The organism is Paenibacillus sp. MER TA 81-3 (assembly GCF_023713585.1).
Classification (GTDB): Bacteria; Bacillota; Bacilli; order Paenibacillales; family Paenibacillaceae; genus Paenibacillus_B; species Paenibacillus_B profundus.
Genome location: NZ_JAMAWB010000002.1, coordinates 49,383 through 67,183 on the forward strand (window position 1 = coordinate 49,383; position 17,801 = coordinate 67,183).

The 17,801-nt window shown below is 45.6% G+C and carries 18 protein-coding genes; 7 read left to right on the plus strand and 11 right to left on the minus strand.

Going from position 1 to position 17,801, the window contains the following annotated elements:
* Window positions 1-11: 11 nt before the first annotated feature.
* From M3650_RS02475 to M3650_RS02500, 6 genes are all read right to left on the minus strand, one after another.
* The gene (locus M3650_RS02475; RefSeq protein ID WP_251572101.1) at window positions 12-944 is read right to left on the minus strand and encodes a carbohydrate kinase family protein; all 933 of its coding nucleotides are present in this window, start codon (window positions 942-944) and stop codon (window positions 12-14) included.
* 81 nt (window positions 945-1,025) lie between these two features.
* Complete coding sequence (locus M3650_RS02480; RefSeq protein WP_233699093.1) at window positions 1,026-2,033, minus strand: LacI family DNA-binding transcriptional regulator; 1,008 nt, start codon at window positions 2,031-2,033, stop codon at window positions 1,026-1,028.
* 41 nt (window positions 2,034-2,074) lie between these two features.
* Window positions 2,075-2,965 carry a CehA/McbA family metallohydrolase domain-containing protein gene (locus M3650_RS02485; protein ID WP_251572732.1) on the minus strand — a complete coding sequence of 297 codons (891 nt, stop codon included), beginning with the start codon at window positions 2,963-2,965 and terminating at the stop codon, window positions 2,075-2,077.
* 28 nt (window positions 2,966-2,993) lie between these two features.
* Window positions 2,994-3,902, minus strand: a complete 909-nt coding sequence (locus M3650_RS02490; RefSeq protein WP_251572103.1) for a carbohydrate ABC transporter permease — start codon at window positions 3,900-3,902, stop codon at window positions 2,994-2,996.
* A 94-nt stretch (window positions 3,903-3,996) separates the two neighbouring features.
* Window positions 3,997-5,727: an extracellular solute-binding protein gene (locus M3650_RS02495; protein ID WP_251572105.1), complete on the minus strand. Its 1,731-nt coding sequence runs from the start codon at window positions 5,725-5,727 to the stop codon at window positions 3,997-3,999.
* A 94-nt stretch (window positions 5,728-5,821) separates the two neighbouring features.
* On the minus strand, window positions 5,822-6,772 hold the full coding sequence (locus tag M3650_RS02500; RefSeq protein WP_251572107.1) for an ABC transporter permease: 951 nt from the start codon (window positions 6,770-6,772) through the stop codon (window positions 5,822-5,824).
* Window positions 6,773-7,549: 777 nt separating this feature from the next.
* Between M3650_RS02500 and M3650_RS02505 the strand changes: the two genes are divergently transcribed.
* From M3650_RS02505 to M3650_RS02520, 4 genes are all read left to right on the plus strand, one after another.
* Window positions 7,550-9,415: an SLC13 family permease gene (locus M3650_RS02505; RefSeq protein ID WP_251572109.1), complete on the plus strand. Its 1,866-nt coding sequence runs from the start codon at window positions 7,550-7,552 to the stop codon at window positions 9,413-9,415.
* Between the two features lie 127 nt (window positions 9,416-9,542).
* Window positions 9,543-10,919 (plus strand): helix-turn-helix domain-containing protein, encoded by a 1,377-nt coding sequence (locus tag M3650_RS02510; protein WP_251572111.1) that lies wholly within the window; start codon window positions 9,543-9,545, stop codon window positions 10,917-10,919.
* A 12-nt stretch (window positions 10,920-10,931) separates the two neighbouring features.
* Window positions 10,932-11,075: a hypothetical protein gene (locus M3650_RS02515; protein WP_251572113.1), complete on the plus strand. Its 144-nt coding sequence runs from the start codon at window positions 10,932-10,934 to the stop codon at window positions 11,073-11,075.
* 252 nt (window positions 11,076-11,327) lie between these two features.
* The gene (locus M3650_RS02520; protein WP_251572115.1) at window positions 11,328-11,552 is read left to right on the plus strand and encodes an aspartyl-phosphate phosphatase Spo0E family protein; all 225 of its coding nucleotides are present in this window, start codon (window positions 11,328-11,330) and stop codon (window positions 11,550-11,552) included.
* Between the two features lie 391 nt (window positions 11,553-11,943).
* Here M3650_RS02520 and M3650_RS02525 read toward each other — a convergent pair whose 3' ends face one another.
* The gene (locus tag M3650_RS02525; RefSeq protein WP_311295017.1) at window positions 11,944-12,171 is read right to left on the minus strand and encodes a response regulator transcription factor; all 228 of its coding nucleotides are present in this window, start codon (window positions 12,169-12,171) and stop codon (window positions 11,944-11,946) included.
* 623 nt (window positions 12,172-12,794) lie between these two features.
* Between M3650_RS02525 and M3650_RS02530 the strand changes: the two genes are divergently transcribed.
* Complete coding sequence (locus tag M3650_RS02530) at window positions 12,795-12,950, plus strand: DUF1540 domain-containing protein (protein WP_019424446.1); 156 nt, start codon at window positions 12,795-12,797, stop codon at window positions 12,948-12,950.
* 147 nt (window positions 12,951-13,097) lie between these two features.
* Here the strand turns inward: M3650_RS02530 and M3650_RS02535 are convergent, their stop codons facing one another.
* From M3650_RS02535 to M3650_RS02550, 4 genes are all read right to left on the minus strand, one after another.
* Window positions 13,098-13,847 carry an amino acid ABC transporter ATP-binding protein gene (locus M3650_RS02535; protein ID WP_251572117.1) on the minus strand — a complete coding sequence of 250 codons (750 nt, stop codon included), beginning with the start codon at window positions 13,845-13,847 and terminating at the stop codon, window positions 13,098-13,100.
* 10 nt (window positions 13,848-13,857) lie between these two features.
* The gene (locus M3650_RS02540; protein WP_251572736.1) at window positions 13,858-14,511 is read right to left on the minus strand and encodes an amino acid ABC transporter permease; all 654 of its coding nucleotides are present in this window, start codon (window positions 14,509-14,511) and stop codon (window positions 13,858-13,860) included.
* A gap of 26 nt (window positions 14,512-14,537) precedes the next feature.
* Entirely contained in the window at window positions 14,538-15,359 is an 822-nt protein-coding gene (locus M3650_RS02545; RefSeq protein ID WP_251572119.1) for an amino acid ABC transporter substrate-binding protein, read from the minus strand.
* Window positions 15,360-15,588: 229 nt separating this feature from the next.
* Window positions 15,589-16,056: a 2-thiouracil desulfurase family protein gene (locus tag M3650_RS02550; RefSeq protein ID WP_311295018.1), complete on the minus strand. Its 468-nt coding sequence runs from the start codon at window positions 16,054-16,056 to the stop codon at window positions 15,589-15,591.
* Window positions 16,057-16,814: 758 nt separating this feature from the next.
* Between M3650_RS02550 and M3650_RS02555 the strand changes: the two genes are divergently transcribed.
* Together M3650_RS02555 and M3650_RS02560 are read left to right on the plus strand one after the other, a co-directional pair.
* Window positions 16,815-16,982 carry a hypothetical protein gene (locus M3650_RS02555; RefSeq protein ID WP_251572122.1) on the plus strand — a complete coding sequence of 56 codons (168 nt, stop codon included), beginning with the start codon at window positions 16,815-16,817 and terminating at the stop codon, window positions 16,980-16,982.
* Between the two features lie 171 nt (window positions 16,983-17,153).
* The gene (locus M3650_RS02560; protein ID WP_251572124.1) at window positions 17,154-17,702 is read left to right on the plus strand and encodes a stage II sporulation protein M; all 549 of its coding nucleotides are present in this window, start codon (window positions 17,154-17,156) and stop codon (window positions 17,700-17,702) included.
* Window positions 17,703-17,801: the final 99 nt, after the last annotated feature.

Here is a 17,801-nt window from a genome sequence, read left to right on the forward strand (position 1 = left end):
CGCCAAATGGATTACACCGTTGTTATTGAAGTTATGAATTGCTGCAGCGCGTAGATGTCCGGAATGCCCGTACTCCCTCCGTAATTCATGACGGAACAAGCGCCGCATGCATTTCCGTACAATAAGCATTCCTCTACAGGTCTGCCCGATAAGTATCCGAACATATATCCGGCATTAAAGGCGTCACCTGCGCCCGTCGTATCAATGGCGTCCACCTTAAAGCCCTCACTGTGGGTCGTCTTGCCGTCAATGCACGCGAGCGCTCCCCTGGAGCTCAATTTGATGACAAAATGAGAGGAGTGCTTCCTTAACTGCGCAATACTGTCCGCTTCACAAGAGCAACGAGTATAGTGCAGCGCTTCCGCTTCGTTCATGAAAAATATGTCAACCGTCCTCATCAATTCATATATTCCTTCATACCACTCGCCCGTATCGTCCCAGCCGACATCGCATGACAATGTCACACCCATCGATTTCAGCCTGGCAATCATCCCCATATAATCGTCATGATTTCTGCGGCCGCGATATCCTGTTAAATGAACATGTCTTGCAAGCTCGACGCTTTTCAGATCAAGTTGCTGCAGATCGATTTCTTTGTTGGTGCCCATATACGTGATGAATGAGCGGTCTTTGTCCGAATTAAGCGCGATCGATATTCCCGTGTTATTCCGTTCGCTTATTTTTATATATTGTGTATCTACGCCATGCTTTTGGAACTCGTTCAAAATATACTGCCCGTCATCGTCTTTTCCCAATACGCCATTGAAAGCAAGCTTCAATCCTAACTTTGCCAGTGACAATGTGAACAGCGCCGCTCCTCCACCTACATGCACCTGCATCTGATCGGCAAATACTTCTTCCCCAGGCGCCGGCATCTCTGGACAGCCCACCACAACAAGATCGATATTCGCATCACCAATGACTACTGCATCATATTTTTTCAATAGCCTTCCCCTCATCTCTGCCTCTCAAAGGAATGTTGTCATATTCAATATGGTATCGTTACCATATTGAAATAAAAAAAATTACTTTATCTTTCTGGTACTATCCCGTACGACAAGCTCATGCTGTAAAATGATGTCTTGATTCAGAGCGGACGGTTCCGATATGAGACTCAGCAATGCCTTTACCGACTCTTTTCCCATCTGCTGAATCGGCTGCTGCATCGAGGTAAGCCGCGGGCGAATAATTTCCGTGAACGGGCTTCCGTCGAAGCCGATGATCGAGATATGCTCAGGCACTTGCAACTGATGGTCGCTAATGCAATTCATCGCTCCCAGCGCCATATCGTCGCTGACGGCAAAAACCGCCGTCGGCATCGGATCGCATTGCAGCAACTCCTCCATTATGGCGTATCCGCTCTGAAGCTTGTAGTCGCCGAATTTAATATATTCATACAAAATAGGAATCTCATAGGCGGCCAATGCATTGCGGTACGCAGCATATCGATTCTGACCGGAAGTAATGTCTCTCATGTCTCCGCCGATGAACCCAATCCGGCTATGTCCCAGGGAAACTAAATATTCCGTCGCTTCATAAGCCGCCTTGTAATCGTCGATAATAACGGAATGGAACTTGCGGTTCACCGGTTTCACGCTTGAAAAAATAACAGGTATATTGGATCTGTCTAAAAAATGCTTAATTTCATTATTGATCTTCTCGTGCATAATAATGATGCCTTCTACGCGCATCTCCTGGAACACATTCAAATATTTCAATTCCTTATCTGTGTCTTCAATGATATTGCAGACAAGCAGATTGTATCCATTCTCGCTCGCCGCTTCTTCCACGCTGCTTAAAATGGTCGAATAGAAGCTGGAGGCGAGATCAGGCACAATAACCCCGATTAAGTTCGTTTTCTTGCGCACCAGACTTCTGGCAATATGATTCGGACTGTAATCGAGCTCTTCAATGGCTGCCAGCACTTTTTTCTTCAATTCATCCGTTACATATTTCTCATTGTTCAATACTCTCGATACGGTCGTAACCGACACGCCCGCTTTCCGGGCCACGTCTTTAATTCGCACTGCCATAGTCCATCGATTCCTTTACACAATACAATGTATTCATCCTGCTAGTCATAATCTACGAATAAAGGTTGGGAAAACGCTCCATAGCCCCCTTCGAGATATGCCGCTATTCGGACATAGCCTTCGTCTCCGCTGCATTGATACTGTACGCGGTTCAGACGGCCTGTCTCTTCATGTAACACTTGGCCTTCTTTTCCAATCAGCGTAACATACTTATACATCTGATTCAATCTCTCATTAGCGGGCAGATCAACGGTAATCAGCCCTTCGGCAGCATGGATGCCAGCGAAATCAAATCCGGTAGATACATAGAAGCTTCCCGCCCTGACGGCTTCCAAAATGCTCTCGTTCGTATTTCGCTCCGTAAGAACCATATTCCAGGCGCGCTTCTCTTGACCATACACATGAAAATCATCGTTGCCGAATCCCCATACGGTGCGGCCCGCAGTCAGCAGTTGATCCCACTTGTCGAATGCCACGTCATACTCCGGGTTGCCGTCGCCGTTAACAATTTCTATGCCCGTATAGCCCGTTAAGCTCAACATATCTTCCAAACGCCAATATTGGGAAAAATAACGATTCGGATGCGCCAAAATACTAATTCCGTCATTGGAAATGCATGCATCGGATAAATGCTGATAGTTATCAATCGTAAACGTATGATGGTAGCCCTCCATAATCGAATGCGGCGGCTGGACAAGCACCATATGCGCTTCGGGACTACTCACTTCCATCCCTTCGAATACCGTCGGAATACGCCGCTCTCCCTTATGAGCCGTAATGACATCGTGATCCGAGATGCCCAAATAATCATATTGTCCATACATTTGATAGACCACTTCAAGCGGCTGCGTGCCGCACTTGCTGTTGGTCGTATGATTGTGAAAGCTGCCTTTCAGCCATACTCCCTGCTTATCGTATGGATTTTTTATCATTATCACAGTGAAAACCTCGCCTTCTCGCTTATTCTTTGACCGATCCGATCATAACACCTTCAGCAAAAAACTTCTGAATAAACGGATATACGCAAATAATCGGAGTTACGACAACGATAATGGTTGCCATCTTCAACGAATTGCCTGTAACCTGCATCTTCTCCAAAATCTCATACGACGTCGTGCCCGCGTTCTGCATCAATGCGGCACGAATCGCGTCTTGTCTCGTCAACATCTCTTGCAGAAGCGTCGATACCGGCCTCAGATTCGTTTTTTGCACATAGAATGCTCCGGTGAACCAATCATTCCAATGCCCTACCGCGTTGAACAGACTGATAACCGCAATAACCGGTTTGCTAAGCGGCATAATAATTCGGAGGAAGGTCGTAAAATCGTTGCAGCCGTCAAGCTTCGCCGACTCTTCCAGACTGACGCTGATTTGCGAGAAGAACGTTCTCATAATGATGATGTTCCAAGCGCTGTACAGCCCGGGAATGACATAGACCCAGATCGTATTCACCAAATGAAGCTGCTTCAACAGCATATAGTACGGAATTACGCCACCGCTGAAGAGCATCGTAAAGAAGATCATTAACGTAAAAAACTTGACTCCCGGAAGTGTTTTGCTCTTCAATGTATAAGCGGCCATCGCTGTCAGGAACACGCTGAAGAACGTGCCTACAATCGTACGGAAAAGCGTAATGGCGTAAGCCCCTAAAATATTGGATGAATGGAACACTTCTTGATAATTCTCCAAGGTCCATACCCGAGGCCAGAAAAAAATGCCGCCTCTTTCCGCATCTTTCCCCGCATTGAACGACAGCGCAAATATATTGAGAAACGGAAGGATAATCGACAGGCATAACAATATGATGACGGCATAGATGACGATGCGGTATATTTTCTCGCCTCTAGAAATTTTATAGAAATCGTTCACAGTCGTTCCCCTTTCCTTTTGAAATGCAGCAGGAATACCCGTAGAGGCCCTCGTCCGCCGAGGGAATGCCTCTACGGATTCTGCTCCTTTCTGTCTACTGCGCAGGTCTTAACAAGATTGGCGTGCTCGGATCTTTGCCCTTTTGCTCTAACAGATGGATGTAGCCTTGCACATCCGCCGCCTCAAGCTGCTTGCTAACGGACTCCATAATCTTGGCCGCTTCAGTCATCGACTTCGAATAATACGCCCGGATTAAGCTCTCATTATAATTATCCAATGCCGTTTTCAATTGCGTACCTTTTTCATATTCGCCAAGGAAGGACAGCGGTCCATAGCCGTCTTCGACTTTCGCATTTTTATATTTCTCGTCCCAACCGAAATAGTCGGCGATTTTGTTAGGACCTTCATTTTCGGCCGGGAATGCGGCGTCCCCATATTCCGCTTCGCCGAAGTCAGCTACCGGATCCAAATCCGTATTGCCGAGGTACTCGCCCCACGTATCGCCTGCGCCTTGGAAAGCAAGCTGCTGCGCTGCTTTTGGATCCTGCTTTTTCAGATCGATAACTTCCTTCTTCACGATCGGGTTGCCTTTCTCATCCAAAGTGTAATCGCGGCCTTCTATCCCATACTGCCATAACAGCTTGCCTTCGCGGCTTGCCAGGAAATCGGCGAACTTCACAATTTCCTCCGGGCGTTCCGTCGTAGCCGGGATCGCCCACATGTTGTACCCCGATTTGTAAGTCAGACTCATCTGATACGGGCCTTCCACGCTGTTCAAAGGACCGAGCGGCAAGTAATGCATATCTTTATTGAACTCCAAGTAGTTGTGCATGTCGGAAATAATAGCGAATGAGCCGTTCAGAGCCCCTTCTGTAGCGCGCGTCTCGTCCATCGTATAGTATTCTGGATGGAGCAAGCCTCCATTGAGCAATTTCTGAACGAACTCGATCCGCTTCATTGCATACTCCGTCTGACTCTCGTGCTTGATGGCGCCATCGCTGTCCGTAAAGAATCCTTCGTCTCCCCACCACAGATCGGAGTAGATGTAGCTGTTTTCATTGCCGCCCCAATAACGAGGCCCAATCGGATACACTTCATTGCCATTCGAATCTTTGAAGTTGCCGGCCTTAATCTTCTTCGCCAACTCATACAATTGTTCGGAGGTTGTAATGGATTTCGGGTCGATTTGAAGCGCTTCCGCAATATCTTTGCGGATATGCGGCCCCCCTACCCATTTCCGGGTTTCCTGACCGCCCTCGCGGTTTATTCGCATATGAACGAAATAGGTTGAGCCATTGAATTCCGGACGAAACATGACACCGTTTTTCGTATCGACAGGCAGAAAACCGTCTTCTAAATATTTGCTGTATATTTTCATATCCTTTAAATAAGGCGTTAAATCCGTAAACATTCCTTCACGGGCCGCTTTGAGCAGAATCGGCATTTCCGGCCGTCCGCTATGATTCAAATAACTGACGATAACATCTGGCAAATCACCTGTAGCCAGTCCGGCCGTCAATCCTTCCAGGGAGCTGTTTGCCGGGGTATTCTCCCACTCAAGCGTAATTCCGGTCAGTTCTTTAATTTTTTTGGCTACTTCGTTGTCAATCTGATTGCCCGAAATATCATTCATGACTCCATTCATGAACAAACGCCCCTTAATGATGCGATCCGCGATCCAGGTCGCCGGCTTCTCCCCCTTATCCATACTCGTCGAATCACTGCCTCCCGCTGACTGGCTATCAGACCCTCCCCCGCTGCAAGCGCTTAACAGCATGACGATGGCAAGCATTAATGTCATCCACTTTCCCCATTTCCCCTTCATACCCACACCCCTTTTCTTTTAATTGGTTTATGAAAGACGTCTTTCGAAGCCGTTCATGCTGAATAACAATTGGTCCGTCAAAAACATGGAATCGTTACCACAATGATGTGTCGGAAACCTTGCGGGATATTTTATTGGCAACAATGACAAGGATAAGGCCAATCATCCCTTGAATCATACCGACTGCGGTCGCATAGCCGAACTGGCCGTTTTGCAAACCGACACGAATAATGTACGTATCCAATATTTCCGCCAGATGCATATTCCCAGGTGTCCTTAACAGATATATCTGATCAAATCCGGCAGATAATATGTTGCCAAGCGATAGAATGAATAAAATGACGATAGTTGGCAATATGGATGGAAGCGTAATGCTCCAAATTTCGTTCCATTTGTTCGTTCCGTCAATTTTTCCGGCTTCATATAGCTCAGGATTAATGCCGGATATGGCTGCCAAATAAATAATCGATTCCCAGCCGATCCCTTTCCATATGTAGCTCCAGAACATTATAGAGTAAAAATAGTTGCCTTCCATAAGGTAAAAAATTGAGCCGTCTCCGCCAAAAGCGCTGATTGCTTGATTGAGCAGTCCGGTATCCGGCGCCAATATTCTTTGCAGCATGCCGACTACGACCACCCAGGAAATAAAGTGAGGCAAATAAGAAATGCTTTGGGCAATCCCTTTAAATCGTTTATGTCTCACTTCGTTGAACATGAGAGCCAAAATAATCGGAAAAGGCAATCCAACAAACAGCTTCAGCGAGCTGATAATGAGCGTATTTTTGATCAACATCCAAAATTGATAATCATTGAAAAATGCCTTGAAATAGTCAAAGCCAATCCACGGACTTCCTAATATCCCCATATTAAACTTGTAATCTTTAAATGCTAGTACCAAGCCACCCATAGGAATATAGTTAAAAATAATAAAGTACACGATACATGGCAAAAGCATAAAGTACAAATATTTATGTAGTACAATCCTTTTCCATAGCTTCCGCCGTTTTTCCAACCGAATTCCGGCAGTTTGAATATTCGCGTGCATTCCATCAGTCCTTTCCCTAGAGTCTGTGAGGCTGTCGGATTGACTTTTTACTCACCTCCTTCTATAAGAAATCGTTACCATATTAGAATAAAAAAAATATCAGATTAACAAAGTGAAGCAACAAAAAAATAAGTTTATAATACTGTCCTGCTATAGATTATCCTATATCCAAGAAAGCGAGCGATTAAGATTAGAGTTTTTTTTAGCAGATGATTATAATACCGGGGTAATTCCTTTTTCTTCTCACTTGAACAAAAAACCGTATGATAACGTTACCATAAAGAGCTAGAAAATACACTCAAGAATGAGAAAAATGCCTTCGGTCTAGGATAATTAACCCAAAATAGGCTCGGCTTCCATTTGATCATGAAGTTGCCGCATCTCATACGAGTAAGCGCTTTCCTTTTAGCGTTATTCTATCTAAAAACCTTTCCAGAGTCAACAGAAATGTTGGCGCTCACATCGTCCTAATGGTTGTTCTACACAGCCAATGAAAGTGGCCCGAAGCAAAAGTGCTCTTCTAATGGAGGCCGTCCAGGCTAGGATACTCCCTCTCCTTTATACGATTGCGTCACAATAATTGCGAAGGATGCTTTTTTTCCAAGGGGTTTATCTTATAGATTATACTTCTCCATTTCACGTTCTGAAAATCGCATGCTCGAAAACATGTCATAAAAGTGCATCCCATTCGGCTTGAATACAAAGTATCATATGTATATATGAACCCTATGTATTCCTTATAAGTCATACAGAAATAGTCAGGAAAGGGGCTTTACAGTGACTGCAGACATGATTATCACTCTCGTGGTTTTAGCAGCAGCAGCTATTCTGTTCATGAGCGGCAAGGTCCGGTCCGATCTAGTAGCAATCTGCTCATTAGTCCTGCTTGTTTTGCTCGATATTTTAAGTCCGAATGAGGCGCTTTCTGGCTTCTCCAACTCCATCGTCATTATGATGATCGGCCTGTTCATCGTTGGGGGCGGCATTTTTCAGACGGGTCTTGCCAAGATGGCTAGCGGGAAAATGCTCAAGCTGGCGGGAGAGAGCGAGTTCCGTTTATTAATAACCGTGATGCTGGCCACTTCCTTTATCGGCGCCTTCGTCAGCAACACGGGTACGGTAGCCGTCATGCTGCCCATTGTGGTCAGTCTGGCCACGAGTGCTAATATCAGTCCGGGGCGTTTGCTTATGCCGTTGGCTTTTGCCAGCAGCTTGGGCGGCACGCTTACCTTGATCGGTACTCCTCCCAATCTAGTCATCAGCGAAACGCTAAGCAAGGCGGGATTCGAGGAACTATCCTTCTTCTCGTTCACCCCGATCGGATTGGTCTGCTTGGTTATCGGCACCGGCCTTATCCTGCTTCTCAGCAAGCTGCTGCCTAAAGAACATGGTGAGGGGAAAGGAAACAGACGCGGCCGCTCCTTGAACGAGCTTGCCCGTCAGTACCGGCTCTCGCAAAATCTATATCGCGTCCAAGTGAGTGACGACTCTCTCATCACAACAAAGACGCTGCTTGAACTGGATATACCCAATCAATATCAAGTACATATTATCGAAATTCGTCGTAAAACATCCCACAAGAACCCGTTTTTCAAAACGATTAATCAGGAAATTGCCGGACCTTCAACCGTCATTAACAAGCAGGATATCCTGTATGTATATGGAGTGTTCGAAGCTGTTCAAGCCTTCGCCGAGTTCTACCAATTAACACTGCTTGATCACCAAGTCGTGGAGCAGTCGATTATTCAGAATACGGAACGATTCGCTTCCGATCAGATTGGAATTGCGGAAGTGCTGCTTCCTCCCAATTCAAGTCTCATTAATCTGCAGGTCAAGCAGTCGGGATTCCGTGAGAAGTATAGCGTCAACATTTTAGGCATTCAGCGCAAGGGAGAGTATTTACTGCACCAGCTGAAAGATGAGAAAATCCGGTTCGGGGATGCGTTGCTTATTCAAGGAACATGGAAGAGCATCGCGCTTCTCTCCAAGGAAGAGTCAGATATCGTCGTGGTCGGTCAGCCACTGGAGGCCGCGGCCGCCATCCCTTTGAACCATAAAGCGCCGATTGCCGCCGGGATAATGCTGTTCATGGTCGTGCTGATGATCCTGGAAGTATTCCCTGCTGTCATTTCTGTCATGATCGCGGCGATATTAATGGTGGCGACGGGTTGTCTTCGCGGTATGGAAGCTGCTTACAAGACCATCAATTGGGAGAGCATCGTCCTTATCGGCGGCATGATTCCGATGTCCATCGCCATCGAGAAGACGGGCGCGGCCGCACTCCTCTCAGAGAAGCTCGTCTCAAGTCTCGGCAATATAGGCCCGTTCGCCTTGCTCGCAGGTGTCTATTTCACTACTTCTATCCTGACGCTATTTATTAGCAATACCGCTTGTGCCGTGTTATTTGCGCCAATCGCGTTAACCGCAGCTGTGCAGCTCGGTGTCAGTCCGGTTCCTTATTTATTTGCCGTAGCGATTGCAGCTGGAATGTGCTTTGCCGTGCCTTTTTCCACGCCGCCTAATGCGCTCGTCATGTCTGCTGGCAAATATACGTTCATGGACTATGTCAAAGTCGGACTGCCTTTGCAGCTGTTGCTGGGCGTTGCCATGGTTGCTTTGTTGCCGTTGTTCTTTCCTTTTTGAATGATCTATCTTCCCATGGAGCCGTTGCGACCACTTACGTTCTATCAAGTTTTCGACTTGGGCGGCGGTTCCAACTGACAGGGTTCAACAGACAGGGTTCAACAGAAAATCTCCAAATTAGAAAATTATGTCTGTGATGGTATTTACATTATCGACATCAAATGGTAATATAAAGGAAAAGAATACACTTTTAATAGTATCGGAAGGTGATGGTATGCAATCGAATCTGAATGTGCTGCTGCACACAACCATCGGCGACCTTATCCGACAGCATAGAGAAGAAGCGAATTTATCGCTGAGCCAATTGGCACATCAATCAGGAGTCGATAAGGCGGGGATATCCAGGATCGAACGTGGTGAAACCAAGCGTCCGGAATTGAGAACCGTTCAATTACTGGCTGACGTGCTTGGTATACCATACGAAGTATATGTGAGTCATTATATTGATGTGGAGCAACGTCCTGACGTATTGCATGATATGTTGATGGAAGCTATTCGATTAGCTCACATAGCGCTTATCTCAAAGGTTGTCCTGCGGTTTCTCGAATCTCCTCAGAAGGACAGCTATGACCTGATTGAGCAGTTGTTTCATACGACAATTAACATCACCAATCGTGAAATGAAGTTGGAGCTGCTTAAGCATATCATTGATTTCTCCCGAAATCACGGCATTCAAACGTATTTCTCCAAAGGAATTTTACATAAGTATTTAATCGAGCGCGATGACTTTAGCAAGCTCGATTCCACCTACCACGCGGGAAAAAACATCATTCAATACGAGAATTTCTTATCATACGAGGAAAAGATACTGCTGTACTATAAGCTTGGCGTGCATGCCTATGTTTTAAGGCTGTATAAAGATTGCATTGAATTATGCGAACAAGTGATTCGTAATGATACAACAGACAGTTTCTTTAAAGCTGAAGCTTTTTTTGCCTTATGCAATTCACACTATTATTTATGTGACTATACACGTGCCAAACATTATTTGGAGGAATACAGTAAGTTCTCATTCCCCAATGTAGCCGAAAACGTCAGGTATATGACGGGATCCATAAACGGAAAGATTGGAAATACGGAATTGGCAGTCACCCAGCTCGAAAGCTTTCTAGAGCGTTCTTCCGAATACAACTTTATGAATGTCGTAGTCGCCTTAATGGAATTATATTTGGAAAAGAAAGACCTTATTGCAATCGAAAAGCTTCTAAGCTACGAGATGAGGATTACGCAGACTGAGATTCGAACACCGTATAAAAGATTTGCATTAGCATATTTTCACAGGTTAAAAGGAGATTATTTAATTTATTCTAAAGTAACAATTACTGCTTTTGAAAGTTACATTAAAAGTGCCTGCGAGTATATAAAAGTTAGTATGTATTCACAGGCATTTGAATGCTTGGGCTTCGTTACTAACAAAGCCATAGAGAATGGAAACATCGAATTATATGAAGATGTTCTCCAAAAAATGAACAGCATGTATTCTATGCTGAGCAAACCTAACTAGGAGGTAAATGGTATGAAAAAAATTCGTATTCATGTATCCATTTTAGCCATTGCTGTATTGCTTTTTGTGGCTCCAGTCACCATTTCTGCAGAAGGTAACATTGGGAAGTTCTTCAATGCTTCATTTGGCGGAGAACCTTCGTGGCAAGTCCGTTAACGTGGACAAGCTATTTTCATCATCTTTCGATAATATTATATAAATTCCCATGGAACGCTACGAAAAATAGCGTTCTTTTTTTGTTAAATTTGTTGTTTTATTCCTTTTTCCACCAAAAGTCGTCAACATGATTTATATTAGGATTAGAGATGAGATAACTAATTTCATCCAACCCCATTTTGGGAGGTGATTGTTTTTATTTTACATAGGCATGACCCCAAAGAAGACAATCGGATACGACAAGAAGATGAATTGCTGCAAAAGATCGAGGACAAGCGCAATCAGCTATTGAGTGCAGCATTATATGAAAAGTGTCTTACCGATGAGGATATCGTCCGGTTAAGTCAGGAATTGGACATTTACATTGTGAAGTTTCAAAAGCAATTGGATCTGCAAAGAAAAAAATGTTCACTCTCTTACAAAGGAGTCGCGCAAACCGAGCGAATGAGCCATGTATTGGCAGGAGTGAATATCTAAAATGAATATTTGTGTAAGTGGGCCTTCGCCTTATGTTGAAGGTAGGGCTTTTATTTTTGATAGTGATTATTTTACCTGACCCCGACCAATTGAATCATATACAATCTTGCCAATATTGGTCGCAAGATAGGCATTTATGCTTGATATCATTTCTGCCAAGGAATCCGGCAAGCATTCCAGTCGCTCCAAACCGCGCGCCCCTAACAAACCTCTGCGAATGCTACATCCTTTTTTCCGATTCAAGTTTTGTCGACAAAAGCGGCTCGTCGATTCATGGGATGCGCTCTTGTTTCTACAGGTCAGCAGCATCCTTGAGCAAATACCCGACCGCTCCCACACGAATGTCGTCATACACATACTCCTCCAGATTAAAGGTAGTGAGAATGACAATCTAGCAGTCCGGCAAGTCCGCCAAAATTTCACGAGTTGCATCAATTCCGCTATATTCTGGCATTTGGACATCCATCAACAGAGCATGAGGACACGCCCGATCGGCCAAAAGAACGGCTTCTCGCCCATCGGAAGCCTCCCCCACCACTTCCATGTCCTCCTTGTCCGTTAATAATGTAATGAAACCATGCCTGACCAGCTGTTGATCATCAACAATGCCGACCCGGATCGGCTTGCCCTCTCCCCTTACAGCATCCTACATTGGATTTTGTCCAATGTAACAGTACGCGTACCTCCTATCGAGCAGGTTCCATTGGATTTTATGCAGTGCTTTGACGCTCATTTAGCAACGATCGCTCCTAAACAACCGAATCCACTGTACAAAATACAGTCCACATGTCTTTTGACCACCCGCTCCTCACATTTGACTGTACATTTTCCAATAGGACTTACTTTAAGAGCGACAAGTAAAGCACTTTAAAGGAAATAATGGGGCTTTTCGCGAAAGCATTAACGAATTGGTTTACAAATGGACGGTAACCGAGTATGCTTTGACCTTTTCAGATTGCAAGAAGTGTCTACGGAACGCGGCACTTCTACAGTGTGGTTTCAATGGGATTGTAAAGTGGCAAATGAGGCATGTTGGAGCATGAGTGGAGATCGAAATCCTATTAATTTATTAAAGATTGCTATAATTTTGTACACTTGCTATAATCAGCTTAGAAAACACTACCTGCAACGCAAAAAACCTCTTTCTTATCAAAGAGGTTGATTTTCTTACTGTTGTTTAAGATCCACCTTAAACAACTAGGATCATCTTTGTGTTGCCACAAAAAAAGGAGATGTTCTATTATGGCCAAAGATGTACTGTGTGAAGTCAATTCTTGTCGTTTCTGGGCTGACCAGAACAAATGCACAGCAGCTTCAATTCTCATTTCTATCAATGAGAACAAGAACAAAGCAACTAACTCTGTTGAAACTGACTGCCAAACGTTTGAAGTGAAATAAGTCTTTTTTTAAAAGGAACTCTAGCCGGTTCCTTCTTTTTTTTACATTATAGCAGTAATGATTATTATTATCAAGCCATTCGTTGAGTTTAGTTTAATTAGTCCTTGCAGTCATTTTGGATATGTTCTCAAAGCATATGCACACTCATTACCATAGCCAATTCAATCGATTTAAAAACTGCTTCGTCCGCTCCTGCTCCGGGTGATCGAATATTTGCTCCGGCTTGCCTTCTTCGACCACGACGCCTTGATCCATGAATACGACCCGGTCGGAGATGCTGCGCGCAAACTGCATTTCGTGCGTGACGACGACCATCGTCATCCCTTCTTGTTTCAACTCCGCCATAACTTTAAGCACTTCGCCAACGATTTCCGGATCGAGCGCGGAGGTCGGCTCATCGAACAACAGCACGTCCGGTCCCATCGCCAGCGCCCGCGCGATGCCGACGCGCTGCTGTTGACCGCCGGACAGCTGGTACGGATACGAATCCGCCTTATCGGATAAACCGACCTTGTGCAATAACTTGAGCGCTGTCGTACGCGCTTCCGCTTTCGTTCGCCGTTGTACCGTCACGAGTCCTTCCATAACGTTCTGCTGCGCGGTCATATGCGGGAACAAATGATGCGATTGAAACACCATCCCTGTATGCAAGCGCAACGCCATCAAGAATTGTCGTTTTATCGATTGTCCCTCATGGAAATGAAGCTTGGCATCACCAATGCGAATCGAGCCGTTTGTCGGCTGCTCAAGCAGGTTCAAGCAGCGAAGAAGCGTTGTTTTCCCTGAGCCCGAAGGACCGATAATGACGACCGCCTCACCTTTTTTTACTTGCAGGCTAATATCTTTCAGGACCGATAAGCTTCCGAAGCTTTTCTGCACATTTCTGATTTCGATCATTCGGCTTCTCCTATCGAACAACGTAACGTTCAAAATATTTTTCTACGCGAACTTGCGCCGCCGACAAAATCGTGCTGAAAAACAAATATACTAGCGCTACTTCGCAATAGATGAGCATATGCTCGTACGTGGCCGCCGCAATCTGCTGCGCGCGTTGAAACATTTCAGTCACCGTAATCGTCGCGGCAAGCGATGTATCCTTCACCAAGCTGATGAACGAATTCGACAACGGCGGTACAGACACTCTTGCCGCTTGCGGCAAGATGATACGGCGCAGAATCTGGGCGCGCGTCATGCCAAGCGAATCAGCAGCTTCCCACTGCCCTTGCGGTATCGATTGAATGGCGGCGCGGATAACTTCCGAATTGTATGCCCCGACGCTCAACGAAAACCCGATAATTGCAGCCGGGAATGCTCCAATCGTAATGCCAAGACTCGGCAAACCATAGAAAATAATAAACAACTGTACGAGCAGCGGCGTTCCCCGAATAACCCACACATAAAATCTAGCCATCCAAACAAGCGGCTTAATATTCGACAGCCGGACTAAGGCCGTCAACAAGGCAAGCGCAAGACCAAGCGCGAATGAAATGAGCGTAAGCGGGACCGCGAACAACAGCCCCGCTTTAAATAGCGGCCATAGCGAGTCTATAAATAGATTCATATATTTATCCACGAGTCATCACCCGCTTATTTCGAAATATCGGCATTAAAATATTTTTGCGATATTATCAAGTATGTGCCATCGGCCTGCATATCTGCCAACGCCTTATTGATCGCATCGACAAATTCTTGATTGCCTTTACGAATCAAAATACCGCTTTTGGAAGCATCCGGATGCTCATCGACTACTTTCACCTTCGCCTCTGGGCGGTGCTTTTTGAAGTCCAGGTACGACAGGCCGTCGTTAACCGTCACATCGATGCGCTTCGATACAAGCAATTCAATCGCTTGGTTAAAGCCATCCGTCTGCACGATTTCCGCGCCGTTCTCTTTCGCCAGTTCGGTCAAGTTGGATGTCAGCGATTGTCCGGCTTTTTTCCCTTTCATGTCGGCAAATTTCTTCACATCATAATTGTCTTCATGAACCATCAATACCGCTTTAGACACACTGTATGGATTAGAGAAAGCGTATTTCTCTTTGCGATCGTCACGAATCGCCACTTGATTCACAACGATATCGAAGCGCTTCGCGTCCAGACCCGCGAACATGCCGTCCCACTTCGCTTCTTCAAACTCCGGTGTCACGCCTAACCGCTTCGCGATCTCTGCGGCAATTTCAACATCGAAGCCTGTCAGCTTGCCGCTTTCGTCATGATAAGTAAACGGAGGGTAGGTGCCTTCTGTACCAATTCGAATTATACCGTTGGCTTTAATTTCTTCTAATACATTTTTAGCTTCTGCCGGATCAGAGCCCGAATTTGCTGTCTTCGCGTTCCCGGTCTTGTCACCGCAGGCCGCTAATGCAAATACAAGCGTTACTAACAGTAAGGTTAAAGTTGTCTTTTTCATACGTTACATCCCCCTTGAAGCTTGTTATATAACTGCCTCCAATCCGTTGTTCGAGTGGCTTACGGCCGGTGTGAGCGATTATTGTTTCAGATGATATCACGGTTTCCAGCTCTATACAATACTTTTTTTAATTATTCCGATATGATAACTCGTCTTTATATAACAAAAAAAGACAAACATCCTGAGAGGGAATTTGTCTTTAAGATCGTCATTTTACGAGAAAAGAAGGCTAAAATTCTTTTTTTTTCAACATTTCTTCGAACTCTGTCTCAGACAACACCGTAAAGCCATGCCTGCGCAGCAACGCAGCCGTAACGCCTTCACCAGGGATACGCTGATTAGAGAAGTTCACGTCATGTACCATGCGGCTGCCACAGGAAGGGCTGTATTCCTTCAGCACAATCATGTCGGCCTTCAAATCGGTTGCCATCTTCAGCGTCTTAAAGGCGCCCTTCAAGTATAACTCCGTTACATCGCTGCCCGATCGCTCGATAATTTTACTCTTTCCGTTGAGAACATCTTCTCCCGTGCCGCCGACGATTTCGGCAGGCTCACGTGGTGTCGCGAATCCCCCAAGCAGCTCTGGGCACGCGATGACGGCTTCGTTCCGCTCGACCAGCTGTTGTATTTCCTTGCGCAAGCTGTGCGTGCCGTTGTACCGGCATTCGATTCCAGCCAAGCATGAACTGACGATAATATATAGTTACTCCCCTAACTTCTGCAAAAAATATAATTCCATTATACATGAAATTGGAAGCTATATAAGTTGAACTATAGAAAGACCACAGTTCCAGCCAGTAACGATACACTGCCAAGTTCCTCTCTTCATTCTCCCTCTCGTTCAGAAGGGGCATCCCCCGTAGGGTGAGGTTAACTTTTGTGTACATGTCTCTAGTAACCTTGCTTCTCAGACGAAGCAGCAGCATCACCGTTAGATGACACCGCCAAGCGCCTGAGACATGCGGGAATTTGTTGTACTGATCGAGGGGGAGAGTGATTGGAAGCGCCGAATGGATAAGGAGGTGTTCTATCCATTTCCATGTTGAACACGTTTTCCAGTAGAGATCGCCGCCTGATATAAAAAGGATTGATTTTACATTTGCAACGTGATATCATTCGATTAAACATTGTTTAAATCATCGTTTAAATCATAGTTTAAAACACTGTTTAAATTAATAGCATCAGAAGGAGACAACATGCTATCTAACGCAATAATCGCCCAGTCTGATCTGTATTTCATCCAGCCCTCAAGCTCACGTCAACATAGCTTGTGTACCGGCAATGATAGAGCTGAGCGTGCGGCGAGTCGCGCGTGGCGCATCGTCGACGTCAGCGATTTTTTGAGATACTCGAATCTATGAAACTATGGATCTTCGTTTGATTTTCAGATTTTCATGCACCAAAGGGACAAGTCCGAAATATAGTAATCTCAGAAAGGCAAAGGGAGGTGAAATCATGGCTGTATTTAAAATCGCTTCTATTTTGGGAATCAGCCTCGCAGAGGCTCAGGTGGTTCTGGAAGGAATCCTTAACGGCGTCGTTCCTCCAATCCTCGAACCATTCAAAGATTTGATTCTGTACCTCGTAAGCGTTGGATTGAACAACATTGCCGTTATGCTGTAACGATGAAATTGTACGAGCACGAGGTGCATCCGTTATCGGGTGCGCCTCTCCCTGCCGCATCGGCACACGCTAGTTCGGACAGACTTCTCTATGTCCGAATCTAGCACGCAGGCACACTTTCCTTCATATGATGTACTAGATTCGAAGTGGACAGCGGAGGGAGGGATTGATTTGCTGACATTCTGGAAAGCGATCTGGAAAGAAGAGAAGAAGCTCTTCTTGGCAGCCGCCATGTGGTTATTCGGAGGTGTTGCGCTCAGTCTTCTGATTGGGAACCAGATACATTTAGACAATGCGATTCACGTAACCGGGTTCGATTATGAATGGTACCAGATTGCGTTGAACAATATCGGAGCAGGGCTTCTCATCGCAGGAAGCGGGATACTATTATCCGTTCCGGCCATGCTGTTAACACTGTTCAACGGCTTCATGCTGGGTTACCTCGTCATGTTGTCCGCCTCTCATTATTCTATGGCGGAGATTATCGCGGCGTTGGCACCCCACGGCATCTTCGAGCTTCCGGCAATCATACTGGCCTGTTCCGTTGGCTTGAAGCCAATAAGCTGGCTCATTCGATACGTGCGCACGAGGCAGTCTGTTTCATGGAAAAAAGAAGGCCGCAGCATTGCAGCGCTTCTTGGCTTAATGATCGCATTGTTCACCGTTGCGAGCTTGATAGAGACGTACGTATCGCCTATCACCATGAGCTGGTTCAAATAGAACCAGGCTCTGTCACCGTTGATTGAACGGTGGACCGCAGACTGGCGCAGATGAAGAGCCGTATGGATCAAGCATCCCCCGGCTCTTAGATTGTTCACA